This window comes from Rubinisphaera margarita, assembly GCF_022267515.1.
In the GTDB taxonomy this organism is placed as follows: Bacteria; Planctomycetota; Planctomycetia; order Planctomycetales; family Planctomycetaceae; genus Rubinisphaera; species Rubinisphaera margarita.
The window spans coordinates 309685-324093 of sequence record NZ_JAKFGB010000009.1 but is presented as its reverse complement, the minus strand read 5'-3'; the positions used below and the strand labels follow the sequence as shown (position 1 = coordinate 324093).

General features: G+C 59.0%; 13 protein-coding genes. 5 read left to right on the top strand and 8 right to left on the bottom strand.

From position 1 onward, the window contains the following. Positions 1-304: 304 nt before the first annotated feature. Both L1A08_RS04660 and L1A08_RS04655 read right to left on the bottom strand, forming a co-directional pair. Positions 305-691 carry a DUF2237 family protein gene (locus tag L1A08_RS04660; protein WP_238754740.1) on the bottom strand — a complete coding sequence of 129 codons (387 nt, stop codon included), beginning with the start codon at positions 689-691 and terminating at the stop codon, positions 305-307. Positions 692-804: 113 nt separating this feature from the next. Continuing rightward, a complete protein-coding gene (locus tag L1A08_RS04655; RefSeq protein WP_238754739.1) occupies positions 805-1848 on the bottom strand; it encodes a Gfo/Idh/MocA family protein in 1044 nt (347 codons plus the stop codon). Positions 1849-2481: 633 nt separating this feature from the next. Here L1A08_RS04655 and L1A08_RS04650 point away from each other — a divergent pair. Next, positions 2482-2685 carry a carbon storage regulator gene (locus L1A08_RS04650; protein ID WP_238754737.1) on the top strand — a complete coding sequence of 68 codons (204 nt, stop codon included), beginning with the start codon at positions 2482-2484 and terminating at the stop codon, positions 2683-2685. A gap of 250 nt (positions 2686-2935) precedes the next feature. Beyond that, a complete protein-coding gene (locus tag L1A08_RS04645) occupies positions 2936-4309 on the top strand; it encodes a DUF1501 domain-containing protein (RefSeq protein WP_238754735.1) in 1374 nt (457 codons plus the stop codon). A 506-nt stretch (positions 4310-4815) separates the two neighbouring features. On the opposite strand, the gene L1A08_RS04640 is transcribed toward L1A08_RS04645, so the two are convergent. Further along, complete coding sequence (locus tag L1A08_RS04640) at positions 4816-6042, bottom strand: putative sugar nucleotidyl transferase (RefSeq protein ID WP_238754733.1); 1227 nt, start codon at positions 6040-6042, stop codon at positions 4816-4818. A 278-nt stretch (positions 6043-6320) separates the two neighbouring features. Here L1A08_RS04640 and gap point away from each other — a divergent pair, with 278 nt between their 5' ends. Then, the gene (gene gap, locus L1A08_RS04635) at positions 6321-7343 is read left to right on the top strand and encodes a type I glyceraldehyde-3-phosphate dehydrogenase (RefSeq protein WP_315860550.1); all 1023 of its coding nucleotides are present in this window, start codon (positions 6321-6323) and stop codon (positions 7341-7343) included. 80 nt (positions 7344-7423) lie between these two features. On the opposite strand, the gene L1A08_RS04630 is transcribed toward gap, so the two are convergent. From L1A08_RS04630 to L1A08_RS04615, 4 genes are all read right to left on the bottom strand, one after another. After that, positions 7424-8212: a tetratricopeptide repeat protein gene (locus L1A08_RS04630; protein WP_238754729.1), complete on the bottom strand. Its 789-nt coding sequence runs from the start codon at positions 8210-8212 to the stop codon at positions 7424-7426. A 64-nt stretch (positions 8213-8276) separates the two neighbouring features. Continuing rightward, positions 8277-8870, bottom strand: coding sequence for a suppressor of fused domain protein (locus L1A08_RS04625; RefSeq protein ID WP_238754727.1), 594 nt, complete (start codon positions 8868-8870; stop codon positions 8277-8279). Between the two features lie 168 nt (positions 8871-9038). Continuing rightward, on the bottom strand, positions 9039-9512 hold the full coding sequence (locus tag L1A08_RS04620; RefSeq protein ID WP_238754725.1) for a Dps family protein: 474 nt from the start codon (positions 9510-9512) through the stop codon (positions 9039-9041). Between the two features lie 138 nt (positions 9513-9650). Next, positions 9651-10610, bottom strand: a complete 960-nt coding sequence (locus L1A08_RS04615) for a hypothetical protein (RefSeq protein WP_238754723.1) — start codon at positions 10608-10610, stop codon at positions 9651-9653. A 207-nt stretch (positions 10611-10817) separates the two neighbouring features. Between L1A08_RS04615 and L1A08_RS04610 the strand changes: the two genes are divergently transcribed. Continuing rightward, a complete protein-coding gene (locus L1A08_RS04610) occupies positions 10818-12290 on the top strand; it encodes a sodium:solute symporter family protein (protein ID WP_238754721.1) in 1473 nt (490 codons plus the stop codon). 75 nt (positions 12291-12365) lie between these two features. Here L1A08_RS04610 and rpsT read toward each other — a convergent pair whose 3' ends face one another. Further along, complete coding sequence (gene rpsT, locus L1A08_RS04605) at positions 12366-12650, bottom strand: 30S ribosomal protein S20 (protein ID WP_238754718.1); 285 nt, start codon at positions 12648-12650, stop codon at positions 12366-12368. A gap of 506 nt (positions 12651-13156) precedes the next feature. On the opposite strand from rpsT, the gene L1A08_RS04600 reads away from it, so the two are divergent. Further along, positions 13157-14371 (top strand): hypothetical protein, encoded by a 1215-nt coding sequence (locus L1A08_RS04600; protein WP_238754716.1) that lies wholly within the window; start codon positions 13157-13159, stop codon positions 14369-14371. Positions 14372-14409 lie beyond the last annotated feature (38 nt).

Below are 14409 nucleotides of genomic sequence, written 5' to 3'. Positions count from 1 at the left end.
GGCAAGCACTCTCACATCCCTGCCTGTGCACAATGCACACCCAGCTTGCGAGCCCGATGGGGAAGCATATTTCCGGGAAGCCTTTTCGAGTTGAACACTGCGTGAGTATCAGTAGCAGCGACTGTGACGAGAACCCACTCGTGCGTGGACGTCGCGGCGAACGCTCGTCCTCAGCAGTCGCCACTCCTCTGGAGTGAACCATCCCTAGAGAGCAGCGTCGGGGTTCACCCAGACTCATGAACCAGGCCGGGCGAGCGAGAACTGCGTGAAGACGCTGTGCGCTCTCCATCAACGGACGTGCAACTTACTCGACGGCGATGGCGTGCTGCTGCAGTTCTTCCAGTGAGACGAACTCGAGCGTGGCGATGTGGGTCGCTTCAAGAACAACGCCGGGTGCTCTGCCGGCTTCGAAGGCTTCTTTCCAGCGGGGAGCGCAGAGGCACCAGCGATCGCCGGGGTTCAGGCCGGGAAAGTTGTACTCGGGAATCGGCGTGATCAGATCGTTGCCTTGACGCCGACTGTATTCGAGGAACTCTTCAGTCACCTTCACGCAGACGGTATGCACGCCCATGTCGCCGGAGCCGGTGTCGCAACAGCCGTTCCGATAGAAACCGGTCATCGGAGACTCGCTGCAACTCATCAGCGGTGTCCCCAGAACATTCTTCGCGCCCGAACTCGACTGCCGACTCATCTTCTGACTTTCTTCTTCCCGAACTGCCCTGCCGTCTGATCCAGTGACGTCAGGCGCAGTCCGATTGTATCAGTTGCCGGACAATCGCACGAGGCCCGGAAAGCGGGCCGGGTTCAGACCGAAGTCAGCCGTCCCGATTCAATACTCTTCAACTCGGCATGGCAGAGCTTGAGAGCATTGACGGCGTGAACGCCGGACAGATCCGCCGGGACTTCGCCGGTCTTAAGAGCCTGGGCAGCGGCCTTCATTTCTTCCGCAAAGGCGCTGTACCACTCGCTGCCTCCCTTGAGGGTCGGCGTCTGAATCCGGCCGGTCTTCGTCAGCACAGTCAGAGGGCGGTTCACGACCCAGTCCTTACCGTACGTTCCTGCATCGAACTCGATCGTGGCGTCTTCGAAGAAGGCCTGGTAGCCGTGAGCGAACTCCAGCCCGGGAGCAGCAATCGCTCCACTCACACAGCTAATCGCTGGCCCCTTGTCGAAGATGTAGTTGGTTTGCGTATGGTTCACGAAACCGGCTTCAAGCTGACCGACGGAGAAAACCTTTTGAGGAAGCCCGCAGGTCGCCGAGATGAAGTGGTTGTCATGAATGTGCAGATCGATCCCGAAGCCTCCCAGCGATGGCAGATCGTCCGGAAGATTCAACCACTTCGGCGGACAAATCACGCGGCGAAGATTGAGAGCCTGCAGTTCGCCGTACTTCTTCTGACGAATGCACTCGGCGAGGAAACGATACTCCGGAGAGAACGGCAGGACGTGGGCCACCATGAGGTGCTTCCCGGCGGCGTCGGCTGCCTTCAACATCCGCTTGGCAGCCGCCAGTTCGATCGTGATCGGCTTCTCGACCAGCACATGCTTGCCGGCCTTCAAAGCTTCAATCGTCACCTGTTCGTGCTGAGGAACGGGGAGGCAGATGTCGACCAGATCAATGGCCGGATCGTTGAGCAGGTCTTGATAGTTCTCGTAGGTCACCACATCGGTCAGGTCGACCTTGTTGCTGCCCCGAGGGCCAAAGTTGCCCTGGATCGAAGACCAGTTCCCCTTCCGCTTCTTCGGATCGCGAGTCGAAAAAGCGTGCACCTTCACCGACTTGACTGAACGGGCCGCCTCGAAGTGCGTCATGCCCATGAAACCCAGTCCGACAATGCCAATATTCATGCTGTTCCTCTGCGGCTCACTGCGGGTGAATGAAAGGGAGATCTCTCGCGCGTTTTGGGGACAGAAACCATTCTGCATATCCGCTTCGGAATTACCACCAACCGAGCCCTCTCAGCAACGCCGGACAGGAATTTCTCTCTCCCCAGCTGATGTATCCCGAACTTCGAGAGCAGGCAGTCTGCGCCTCTCGAAGCCCCTCCCGACTTTGCCGCACAACAAGATGCCCACCATTTAAGCAGCGCACCCAGCAACAACATATGCCCAAAAACAGGGCACCCCCACGAGAGTCACGCCCGAACCTCCCCAGAGCACCCCTGGCGAGTTGTCGCAAATGCGACACTCGTCGACCAGAACGCGCACCGGACAGGCAATATGCCTTAACCACAGACACCAAATGCATGAAATGCGGGTTGTAACTCCCTTGCGAGTTAATGCGGTTTTCGCACGAACTCGTCTGGATTCTTCGCCGCCGGAGTTGTAATCTAATTGATGATATCATCAATCTGATCTCGGGATGGCGATAACTAATATCACGGCCGGGTGTCGCCTCGAAGAACTCCCTTCTTTTTGAGGCCGCCTGCCGCCCCCCAATCACCATTCAAGCCGCATCAGGCGTTAGCTGGAGGAAGAGCAATGCTGGTACTTTCAAGGAAGTCGGGTGAGAAGATTCGCATCGGTGACGACGTCGCCATCACCGTTGTCCGCATCGGACCGAACACGGTCCGGCTGGGGATCGAGGCGCCCCGCGACATGAGCATCCTTCGCGAGGAACTCTGCAATAACGCAGCGGCACCTCAGGATGACGAACGGAAAGATTCCTCGGCGATCGCCGGGTAACACCTGTCGTCTGCAATTTGAATCAACGAGGGGGAACGCCCGGCCACGCGGTGTCCCCCTTTTTCCATGCGCTGCCCGGCTCACTCATCGGCGAGTTCCGAATTGAATTCGGCGACGGGCGGATGTATCTTGGATTGTTGAGGAAGGGGTACGACGACCGCGGTTTCTAGCGACTTTCCTGTCGAGAACCGCCCGGCTTTCCCGGCCGTACGACGCACCCCGAAGAGGACGTAATGCGACAGGTGCAACCATGCTGGACCTTCTTGGCCGGGGAACCGCCCATACATGCGATGGGATGACGCGACGGGATCTGCTTAACGTGGGAAGCCTGAGCGCAGTCGGGCTCTCTCTTCCCCAGTTGCTCCAGGCCGAACAGGCCTCTCGAAAGGATCAAGACAGCGATCGCTCCGTGATCATGATCTTCAACCTCGGAGCCCCCAGCCAGATCGACTGCTTCGACATGAAGCCGGACGCTCCCGCCGAGATCCGAGGCCCCTTCAAACCGATCGCCACGAAGAACGCCGACTTCGACATCAGCGAGATCCTGCCCGAACACGCCCGGCTGGCCGACAAGTTCTCCCTTGTGCGCAGCTGCTATCACACAGCTGCAGCCGTGCACGACACCGGACACCAGATGCTGCAGACCGGCCGGCTGTTTACCGGCGGCGTTGAGACCCCGCATGCCGGCTGCGTGCTCAGCTATCTTCGCGGCCGCAAAACCGACCTGCCCGCTCATGTCGTTCTGCCGGAGATGATGGGACGCACCGGCGGAAATCTTCCGCACGGTCAGTCGGCTGGATTTCTCGGCAAGGCCTACGATCCTTTCGTGCTGAATGCCGATCCGTCGAAACCGAACTTCAAAGTGCCCGACCTGCTGCCGCCAAGCAGCCTGGGCGAAGTGCGCCTGGAACGCCGGCGGGCGCTGCGGGATATTGTCGAATCGAAGTTGTCCGCGTTCGAGTCGAGCGAAAACGCGAAGCTGATGAGCGACAACTTTCAATCCGCATACCGCCTCATCAACAGCCCGCAGGCCCGGGGAGCGTTTGACCTGGAGAAAGAGCCGAAGACCGTTCGCGAACGGTACGGCATGTCACGCTTCGGACAGTGCTGCCTGCTTGCGCGCCGTCTTATCGAAGCCGGAGTCCGCTTCGTCACGGTCAACACGTTCATGACGGTGTTCGATGAGATCTCCTGGGATATCCACGGCACCAAGCCGTTCGCTTCCATCGAACAGATGCGCGACCAGGTCGCTCCGATGTACGACCAGGCTTACGGAGCACTGATCACGGATCTCGAAGAACGTGGACTCCTTGAAAAGACACTGGTCTGCAATCTCGCGGAATTCGGCCGCACGCCGCGTGTGAATCCCGCTGGCGGGCGCGATCACTGGCCGCAGTGCTTCACGACCTACTTCGCGGGTGGAGGCGTGAAAGGAGGCCGCGTGGTCGGCAAGAGTGACTCTATTGGAGCCTATCCCGACGAGCGTCCGGTCAACCCCTCCGAAGTCGTCGCCACGATCTTTCACAGCCTGGGACTCGACCTGGAAACCCACCTTCCCGGCCCGGCTGGCCGCCCATTCCCGCTGGTCGACTTTGGAACCAAGCCGATTCACGAACTGTTCTGATGCAAGGGAGTGACTGCACTCTGCGAGGGTGGCCACGCAAAAAAATCGTTGCCTGCCCGATCCCAAAAGGATGGAACAGAGATTCATCTCTGTATTGCGGAGCAACAGGAGGCCTGTCTTGAGCGGCGGTTACTCCCTAAACCGACCATCCAGAATCTTCATGGAGGTCCGGCCGAACAGACGAAGTGCGTCGGTCAGCGACTTCTTGTGGCTCCGCCACTTAGACGCACGCGTCTGAGCCATCCGGCCAGCCTCGTGCAAATGCGATGCAAGCGTGGTCGAGGGGTGGCCCCGAAAGATTCTTTCGGGGCGGCGCAGCCGTGGGAGCACGGGATTGGACGGCTTCTTGCTGAGGAACTTTCCGAGGGGAGGACACAGCAGGGCTGAATTCTCGTCCTTGCCAAACTGCGTCCTCCGACGGCTTCGCCGCCCTGACCGCAGAGCTATCACGGCCACCCCTGCAGGCGATTACTGTCAGTTCTCCCCGAAGCATAGCTGGGGTCTGGCTACCGGTTGATTGCGGCGGTTCGTTCTTCCGAGGTCTCTTCACGGAGCGTCGTGAGCAGTTCGCGCTGGGCGGCGGTCAGTTCGTGCTTGCGGCGGCCCATCGCGGTGGCGGCTGTATTGAGGGCGGCTTCAAGATCGAGTTGATCGTCGAGAGCTCCGTGCCATAGCCGCGTGAAGCTGGGGATGTGCTTAGGACAGAGTCGGCCGGCTGGCAGGACCATCGACATCACACCGACATTGGAACCGGTATTAAACAGTGTGCCGATGGCCGTCTTGGCGTGGTCGCCGATCAGGCAGCCGATCTTCTTCTCGCCGGTGGCAATGTACTCCGTTCCGAGAGGGAATTTGACGGTCGAGTAATCGTTCTTCAGGTCGCTGTTGGAGGTGAGTGCACCCAGGTTGACCCACGGACAAACATAACTGTGCCCCAGGAAGCCGTCGTGATACTTATTGGCGTAGCCATGAATGATGCTGGCTTCGATCTCTCCCCCAACGCGGCAGACCGGCCCGAAGGAGGTCTCTCCACGGACGTTGGCTCGAAACAACTGCGTCTCCCGGCCGATGTAACAGGGGCCCTCCAACCGGGTGAAGGACTGAATCACAGCCCCTTCGTCGACAATCACCGGACCAGCTTCCGCATTGATCGCAACAAACGGCTCGATGCTGGCAGTTGGGTGGATGAAGACCTGATCTGCGCTCGATCCGCTGCTTAATGAACCCGGCGGGATCTCCTGGCCGGCTGCTCGCTGCGATTTCAGCAGTTCGAAATCGAGAGTGATCATCTCACCATTGTGATTGATCAGCTCCCAGGGGTACCGCAGGACGTGTCCCCTTCCCTCCGCTGATGAATCCGCTGAAAAAAGCTCGGAAATCTGCTCCAGCGATTCGAAGGCGGCTGTTTTCGGCTCGAATTGCCGGACGAACGAAGTGTCGGTGCTGGCCGCGGCGGCTAATTCTCGGGGATCGCCCAGCCAGGTTCCGTCGACCAGCACGGTCGCTCCCGCGTTGATCCATTCGAGGTCATTCACCCGGGCCTCGGGGAACTCTTCGGCGTAAACTGCCGCCAGGCTGGGACGTACAACCACGCCCCACTCGTCCGGCTGGAGAGTGTCGAGCACGCGCTGACGCATGGATCGGGTGCCGCAGAGGAGTTCGAAGACTGGACGCAGCAGGGCAATCGGTGAGAATCTCCTGCAGCGGGGCGATTCGACAAACAGCACTCGCATGAAGGCATCCTTGTTTTGCTGGGGGCTGGGACCTCCGCATCATAAGAACTCGGGAAATCCCGTCCAGTGGAGCCCGAAGGGCAAGGATACGAGCCTGCTGATACGTTTCCCCGACAGCCCCGCGTTGGTTGAGGGGACCACGGGGACGCGATATACTTCGCGGCTCAAAGCATCGGAAAAACGTTGCAAATCCCGAGCAGATCGTCTCGGAACCCCTGGGGCTGAATCCCGGGGACACAATCGTCTCAAGCACACACCATCCAGAAAGGGGACTCGCCGTGGCTGCAGTTCGCGTTGGTATTAATGGTTTTGGCCGTATCGGCCGTATTTCGTTCCGAGCCATGGCTGCTCGCCCAGAAGAGTTCGACATCGTCGCCATCAACGACCTGGGCGATCCGAAAGCTCTGGCGATGCTGCTGAAGTACGACTCGGTTCAGGGTCGCTTCCCCGGCGAAGTCGGCGTCGACGGCGATTCGCTGGTCGTCAATGGCAAGAAGATCAAGGTGATCGCTGAGCGCAATCCTGCCGCTCTGCCGTGGAAAGACATGAAAGTCGATGTCGCTCTGGAGTCGACCGGCATCTTCACCGCTCGGGCTGCCAATGGCAAACCGGGTTACGACAGCCACCTCGAAGCGGGCGCCCGCAAGGTCGTCCTGTCTGCTCCGGCCAAAGACAAGCCGGACCTGACCGTGGTTCTGGGTGTGAACGACAAGGACCTCAAGCCAGAGCACCAGTGCATCTCAAACGCGAGCTGCACGACGAACTGCCTGGCTCCGATGGCCAAGGTTCTGCAGGAAAAGTTCGGCATCGTCAGCGGCCTGATGACTACCGTCCACGCTTACACTAACGATCAGCGTGTTTCGGATCAGTACCACTCCGATCCGCACCGTGCTCGCGCGGCTGCTCTGAACATCATTCCGACCTCGACCGGTGCCGCCAAGGCTGTTGGTCTGGTTCTGCCGGAACTCAATGGCAAGCTGACCGGAATCAGCCTGCGGGTCCCAGTTCCTTCCGGAAGCGTGACCGACCTGGTCGCGACCCTGAGCAAGGAAGTGACCGCTGAGCAGATCAATGCCGCCATGAAGGAAGCCGCCGAAGGCGAACTCAAGGGCATCCTCTACTACAACGAGGACCCGATCGTCTCCAGCGACATCGTTGGCAGCACCTACAGCAGCATCTTCGATTCCAGCTGGACCAGCGTGATCAATGGCAACATGGTCAAGGTTCTGAGCTGGTACGACAACGAATACGGCTACTCCTGCCGGACCGCCGACCTTATCGCCAAGATTGCTACCATGTAATCTGACCGCGACGAAATAAAAAAAGGCTCCGCTCGTTTTCGGGCGGGGCCTTTTTCATGCGCGGTTGAAGACCGCACGGCTCACATCTGCAGGTCCGACAACTTCTGGGGCTGCGGACGTTCGCCGGTTTGAACTTCGCCCAGGATTCGCTGCAGATTGTGCGTAATCTGATCCGCGGGATTCAGCTGCAGCGACTGGTTGATCGTCTCTTCGGCTTCCTGCAGATCGCCGCGAATCAGCAAGGCGAGGCCAAGATTGGCGATGAGCCCCGCGTTGTCGGGGACCAGTCCGACCGCGTGCCGTGCGGCGCGGACCGCCGGATCGGTTTTTCCCAGCTTAAGGCACTCGAACACGTACTCGCGGGCCACATCCGGATTGGTCTTCTCCAGGGCATAGGCCTGTTTGAACGCCTCGCAGGCTTCTTCGGATCGATCCAGAGCCTGGCAGGCTTTGCCGATGACCCAATAGGCAGCCCAGTTGGCCGGGTTGATCTGTATCACGGCTCGCAGGTCCTGAATCCCCCGCTCCAGATCGTCTGTCGCTTCGGGCGTGTCGGGCGTCTTCGCCTCGCGACCGTTCAGTTTCATATAGGGATCGATGAGGGCGGCCCCGGCTTTATAGAGGCGATCATGCTCCTGCGATTCCGCCGACCATTTCACAGGTTCCTCATCGATGTTGACGCACAGATCGCAGCCTGAGAGCGTGAGCTGAACGTCGCTTTCGTCTTCGCCCAGCTTCTGCATCACAGCCGATCCGCCTGAAACGGAAACAACCTTTCCCCCGCGATTGATCAAGCCGTTGACTTTCTCGATGCCGAAAAACTCCAGGCCATCAGGGGTAATGCGAATACCGACACGAATTTCCTGCATAATGATCCTTCCGATGGATGTGCGAAATAAACAGTCCGAATCAAGTGAATGTTCGGCTCGATGATCAGACGATCGATGTCCGGGATTCGTCGACCACGGGGGAGAGATCGACCTTCTCAATCAACTTCTCGAAAGCCTGAGATCCGTGCTGCCGTGCGTATGCACGCTCGCTGTCAGTAATCGGAATCAACAGGAGAACGTCGACCAGATCGTCTTCTATTTTCAGGTCACCAAACTCGACAGCCTCAAAATACGGGGGAACAAAAAAATACGAGGTCAGCTCCGAAGGCTCTGCCGTCATCGGCTTGCCATTCGGAACCGTATGCCACCAATGGAGGAATGTGTCGTGGTCAAAGGGCATCTCCGCGAGGCCCTTCAGAACATCGAACATCCACGGCTTCGGCTCGGTGACGTACATCATGATTTCCGACCGGGGCGACATATGCTCGGCACAGTCTTCCGGCTGGATCTGCCGCTGATCGCTCATTCCGCCTGTGATCAACGTCCAGTACGGTCGCTCCTCGGTTGGCTCGAACTGGTAGATGTCGATATGCACCGGTTTGACATCCGTCGAATGCATGACGTTGTCGTTCATCGGCCCCAGGAAACGCTGGTAGTGCGCTTCACGAGCCAGCATGCGCGGATCATCCGAAGACATGAGCCGAGGTATCCTGAAGAAGGGGGACCAGAAAGGAGCGAAAGAACTCGCGTTCTGCCAGTTTAATCCCCCTGCTCCGGAATCGCGAACCGCGACAGACACTCGCCCAATAAAAAACGGGACGTGCCGTTCAGCACGTCCCGTTTGAGTCTGATTTCAGCGGAGAAATTACTCTTCCTGCGACTGCACCATCCACAGATGTTTTTCCAGGCCGCCGGTGATGCCGATCAGCAAATCCTCGCTGATGGGATCGAGGTCCCCCAGAAGTTCGATCGATTCCCGCAGCCCATTGATCGTGGTCTGCAGATGATCGGCCACAATGGTGACGGTGTGCGAAGCCGAGACGAAGTCCGCTTCCATCTTGGCCAGTGAAGACGTTTCCGCCACGGTCGAGGCACGACCATCTGGAGCGATGCCGAGGGTTGAGATTCGTTCGGCGACTTCATCCGATCCCATGCGGACATCGTCGATGATTTCATCCAGCTGCAGGTGCACGGCTCGGAAGTTGTGGCCGACGACGCACCAGTGGGCCTGCTTGAGCTGCAGCGACAGATCAATCAGGTCGACCAGACGTGTCTGCAGGGTTTCAACAACCTTCGCGTTCTTACCGTCCGGAAGGACTTGCCGCTTGAATTCCGTCATTAGTTGTTCCTTCGATTCAGGTGGGGACTCATCAGTAGAAGCAACCCGCGTACGATGCGGGGAGACTGTTCTCGTTGGCCGTTACTTCGGTTATAGGCAGCCCTGACTGAAAGGCAAGACGGTTCGCGACGGTTGGGCCTATTTGGCCTCTTCGGCACGAGCGATCCAACGTTCCGGATCCTCTTCGAAGGCCGCCTTACAGCCTGTGCAGCAGACGTAGAACGTTTTGCCCTGATAGCTGACCGTCATCGTTCCGAGTCCGCCCGAGATGATGCAGGTCCGTTCGCCGTATCCCTCATCGATGAGGGCCATCGAAGTCCCTTCGCGCTGGGTGGAAACAGTATCAATCCGGAAGAAACGGTCGCCGCTGCCCCGCTGTTCATACACTTCGAGCAGATAACGATTGTTGTTCTGCTGATTCAACACGAACCGACGTGGCTTGTCGGCATCTCCCGTTTCGGTGAACTGCAGCTTGTAAGTCCGTTGCGGCTTGTCGTCGTCGCCCGGTTCGTCAACGATCTCCGCGGTAAACTCGCCCGTAAAGTCAGCAGTCGTCCCCTCGGGGTCAGTCAACTGCAGTTGATACTGCTTCTGAGCCGGATCGTAAGTCATCCGCGCCTGGCGATAATACGGGTTCGCCCCCGAGGCCATGATCAGTGCCGGACGAGCCTTGTCGGTCTTGAAGTCCCAGACCCAGTTGGTTTCGTCGAGCGACTTGGAACCATCGAAATTCTTCTGCGTGATGCCTCGCCAGGTTCCGAGCAGAATCTGCAAGTCCTTGAGAGCGGAGATGATTGTTTCGGCCTGCTGTTCGCTCGCTGCTGGCGAGCCAGATGCCGTCGCGGACTGGCCCGGCTGCATGGCCTCCTCGCCCCCTCCAAAGGTGATGACCGGCAGGCCCGGAGCAGGCTCTGGTGTGGCCGCCGGTTCGCGATCGACCGGTTCCTGTTCCGGACTCTCAAGAGCACCCGATGCTGGTGCGGGAGAAGCGGGCTCGGCACTGACCGAGACGGTCTCGGTGGCGGGCTGAGGTTTCTCCGCGCAGCCTGCGGTGAATGCGATCAGCAGAAGTAACGAAAGGCGAGACGAAATCAACATGAGCGGTCTTTCCGTCGGGGGTGGAGATTTCCCGAATCGAGAGGCGGAGTCCTGCAACGGATGTTGTCCAATTCTACAGTCCCCGCCTGCGGAAACCAAACTCCTCCGCCGACGGAACCCGATCGTGGACGCTCGACACTCGGCTTCTTTATAATCGCTCCGCTCTGCTGAAACCCGAGTCCCTTGAATCTTGCGCTGGAGTGCCCTTTGGAGATTTCTGCTTCGGTCCAGTGGATGCTTGGGATCACGATTCTGATTTATCTGATCGTGATGTACGCCATCGGCTACATTGCTCAACGCAGAATCTCCAACGCCGAAGACTTCCTGGTGGCAGGGCGTCAGCTCCCTCTTTCACTGGCATGGATGACGCTGCTGGCGACCTGGTTCGGAGCCGGGACGCTGCTTGCTGCCGCCGATGAAGTTCGCAATGAAGGGCTTCAGGCTGCGGCTCTCGACCCGTTCGGGGCTGGTTGCTGCCTTCTCCTGGCTGGACTGTTTGTCGCCGGTCCAATCTGGCGGATGAAGATCCTCACCGTGCCCGATCTCTTCCGCATCCGCTTCGGCCCGTCTGCCGAATGGGTCTCGTCGTTCATCCTCGTACCAAGTTACTTTGGATGGATCGCCGCTCAGTTCACCGCCCTTGCCGGGATGCTGGAGTTGTTCTTCGGCTTACCTGTCCCCTATGGACTGGCCCTCGTCGCCGTCGTCGGAACCGGTTACACGCTGATGGGAGGCATGTGGTCGGTCACCCTGACAGACGCTGTGCAGATCTCGCTGGTGCTGCTGGGGCTGGTCATCTTGACGACGGTCGTGCTGACAGACGTCGGCAATGGCAATCCAGCGACCGGTGCGGCAGCAGTCTGGGCACAAACTCCGGCGGAACACAGAACGCTCATTCCGTTCGACGACCTGGCCCTGTTCTGGGGATGGCTCGGACTGTTTCTCACCGGAGCACTCGGCAATCTCCCGGGGCAGGATTTGATGCAGCGGATCTTCGCCGCTCGATCTGATCGGACGGCCCGCAATGCCTGCCTGATCGCCGGCGGGGTCTATCTGTTGTTCGGCACGCTCCCGCTCATCCTGGCTCTCGCCGGAAACCTGCTGTTTCCGGAGGACGTCAACCAGGCCATTCTGCCGGCACTGGCCCATGCGTTCCTCAACCCCGTTCTGGCGATCGTGTTTGTCGTCACCGTGATGTCGGCGATTCTTTCGACGATCGACAGTGCGATCCTCTCGCCCGCCAGCGTGCTGGCACAGAACGTGGGCCGCCGGTTTCTGGAGGGGGACCTGCTCAAACGGAATCGATATGCGGTGCTCTTCGTCGCGTTGTGCAGCCTGGCTGTCGCGTATGCCGGCGAAAGCGCCTATGCCCTGCTGGAAGAGGCGTATCTGCTGACGATGGTTGGGCTGTTCGTCCCGATGATGTTCGGCCTCTACACCCGCCCGCGGAGCGAATGGCCCGCTGTGGCGAGCATGAGTGTCGGATTCGCGTTATGGGCCGGTCACTACTTCAAGAACTGGGAGAGCTTTCTGGGGCCGCATCTGTCGCCAGAACTCTGGCCAGTCCCGCTGTCGCTGACAATTACCGGGCTGGCCCTCGCTACCTATCTGATCTTCGAGCCGCCTTGGCGGATCCAGTGGCAAAATCCACGCCCGACCGAGCCGGTCAGCGAGACTTGATCAAAGCGCGCAACGAAAAACGCCTGCCGGACGTGGCAGGCGTTTTGATTTCAGCATGTGCTCGACTCGGGCAGCCTAGCTGGCGGTCGATGTCGACGTCGCAGCGTCCTTGAGCACCTTGTTCAGGCGGCTCTTCGTACGAGCGGCAGCATTGCGGTGGATCATGTTCTTGGCAGCAGCCTGATCGAGACGCTTCACAGCGTAACGGTAGGCCGTCTGTGCGTCTTCCAGCTTGCCTTCAGCAACCAGCGAACGGACCTTCTTGATCGCGGTTCGCAGGGAGGAACGCTGCGAACGATTGTGAACACGTCGCTTCTGACTCTGACGCAGTGCCTTTTTGGCGTTTGGTGAATTAGGCATAACCTGTTTCCGGACAGTCTGTTATGGAAATTATCTTCGATCGTATTTTCGTCGGCTTGATTCGAGCCGGGGATTCTAGCAAATCCACCCGTGGAGTTCAAATCTCTCGGCAAAAAAAGTGTGGCACTCCAGTGCCAGACGGTCGAAGATCAGCAAAATTCCTTAGAAAAGGCTCAATCGCTCCGACTGACATGTCAGTCAAGGATTGTCCCATTTTTGCAATGCTTCGCTAGCCACGCGTAAGTCACCCGCTTTTTCCAATCCCGCCCGATTCTGATTGACGATATGCCGATAACAAGGTGGACTGGTAGTGCGACTCCATTTTCTGCTCCCGGAGACGCGATAATCGACGATTCTCTGTAAGTCCTACAAAAGTGCGGTGCCAATTGCTTCGTGAAAGGAGCTTCGGCCTGCCGCGTGCTGTGATTACTGCTGGAGCCGGTCAGGCCGGATTCCGCCGTTTCATCGCCTTTTTTACACTGCGGTCAGCATCGAAAGCTTCCGACGTGAAGAGCCTTTTCCGCGGAACTCGCGACTCATTGTCCTCACTGGCACTCGTGCTCGCGCTGTTTTGCGCCGCAATCCTGACCACCCTGGCTGCTCCGGCGGACTTATCCGCTGCGGAGTGTACGGGCAACTGCCAGCACGGTGGCTACTGGATTGTCAGCACGTACCGGATGCCGCAGGAACCGGGATGCTGCCCGAAGTCGATGAACTTCAGCTGCTACTACAAGCCAGTCTGCAGTTCGATGCGTCCCAGCTCAATGTCGGAAATGCAGGCCTCCCTCATCCCGGGAGCCCCAACATGCATTTTCGTGCACGGCAGCTTCGTCGGGATCGACCATGCCCTGGATGAAGCCCGTTACACATACCACTGGCTGCGGCGGGGGAAGCCCCAATGCCCGCTGAACGTGATCTGTCTCGTCTGGCCGAGTGATGATATCGACGCGCTGCTGCCCGCCGTCAGCGTGATGCACAATGGCCTGCTCGCCGATCACAATGGCATCTACCTGTCGCATCTGATTGATTGTCTGCCGGCGGAGTCGCCCCTGTCGTTGATTGGACACAGTCACGGCACGCGTGTCATCTCCTCCTGCCTGCACTTCCGCGGCGGGGGTGATGTTCTCGGCTGCAAACGGACCGGCCCGCCCTGCCCGAACCGGTCGATCGTCGGAATTTACGCCGCAGCGGCTATCAATCACGAATGGCTGGTTCCGGGAGATAAATTCGGCCAGGCACTGACCCAGGTCGACTGCATTCTGAATCTCGTCAACCGGAAAGACATCGCACTCACCGTCTATCCGCTGGTGAGTCCACGGTACGGAAGGGCGCTGTCTCAGACCGGAACGACGATGATCGATCGCCGGAGACTGGGCCCTTACAACCAGAAAATGCACGAAATGGACCTGACGTTCGCTGTCGGCATTCGGCACGCCTGGTCGCTGTATTACTCCAACATCGAAATCTCCCGTGCAATTTCGCCCTACATCCATCGACACCGGCGTCCCGCAGGAGCGAACGACTTCGCCGAAGAGTGCGATCAGCCGGAACTGCAAACGTCCGATGGTTCCCTGCCGATCGATCTGCCCGAACCGGCTTCACGGGACAAGCGCATTTCGATCATGCTTCCCGGTCCGACGCCCGCCGCAGTGACGTCTGCTCTTTTCCCGGAAGATGAGCCGCTGCCCCCTGCTCCAGAGGCTGAAACGACCACGAAGTAGGCGTTGGACGGCGCCCTTTCTGAAGGTTCTGCGCTCTC

What these genes read in the sequence shown, in the direction of transcription:
- L1A08_RS04625 (WP_238754727.1), bottom strand. Translation starts at nt 8,870, where the DNA reads ATGTCTTCGGATGATCCGCGCATGCTGGCTCGTGAAGCGCACTACCAG.
- L1A08_RS04655 (WP_238754739.1), bottom strand. Translation starts at nt 1,848, where the DNA reads ATGAATATTGGCATTGTCGGACTGGGTTTCATGGGCATGACGCACTTC.
- L1A08_RS04620 (WP_238754725.1), bottom strand. Translation starts at nt 9,512, where the DNA reads ATGACGGAATTCAAGCGGCAAGTCCTTCCGGACGGTAAGAACGCGAAG.
- L1A08_RS04650 (WP_238754737.1), top strand. Translation starts at nt 2,482, where the DNA reads ATGCTGGTACTTTCAAGGAAGTCGGGTGAGAAGATTCGCATCGGTGAC.
- L1A08_RS04615 (WP_238754723.1), bottom strand. Translation starts at nt 10,610, where the DNA reads ATGTTGATTTCGTCTCGCCTTTCGTTACTTCTGCTGATCGCATTCACC.
- L1A08_RS04660 (WP_238754740.1), bottom strand. Translation starts at nt 691, where the DNA reads ATGAGTCGGCAGTCGAGTTCGGGCGCGAAGAATGTTCTGGGGACACCG.
- L1A08_RS04645 (WP_238754735.1), top strand. Translation starts at nt 2,936, where the DNA reads ATGCTGGACCTTCTTGGCCGGGGAACCGCCCATACATGCGATGGGATG.
- rpsT (WP_238754718.1), bottom strand. Translation starts at nt 12,650, where the DNA reads ATGCCTAATTCACCAAACGCCAAAAAGGCACTGCGTCAGAGTCAGAAG.
- L1A08_RS04640 (WP_238754733.1), bottom strand. Translation starts at nt 6,042, where the DNA reads ATGCGAGTGCTGTTTGTCGAATCGCCCCGCTGCAGGAGATTCTCACCG.
- L1A08_RS04630 (WP_238754729.1), bottom strand. Translation starts at nt 8,212, where the DNA reads ATGCAGGAAATTCGTGTCGGTATTCGCATTACCCCTGATGGCCTGGAG.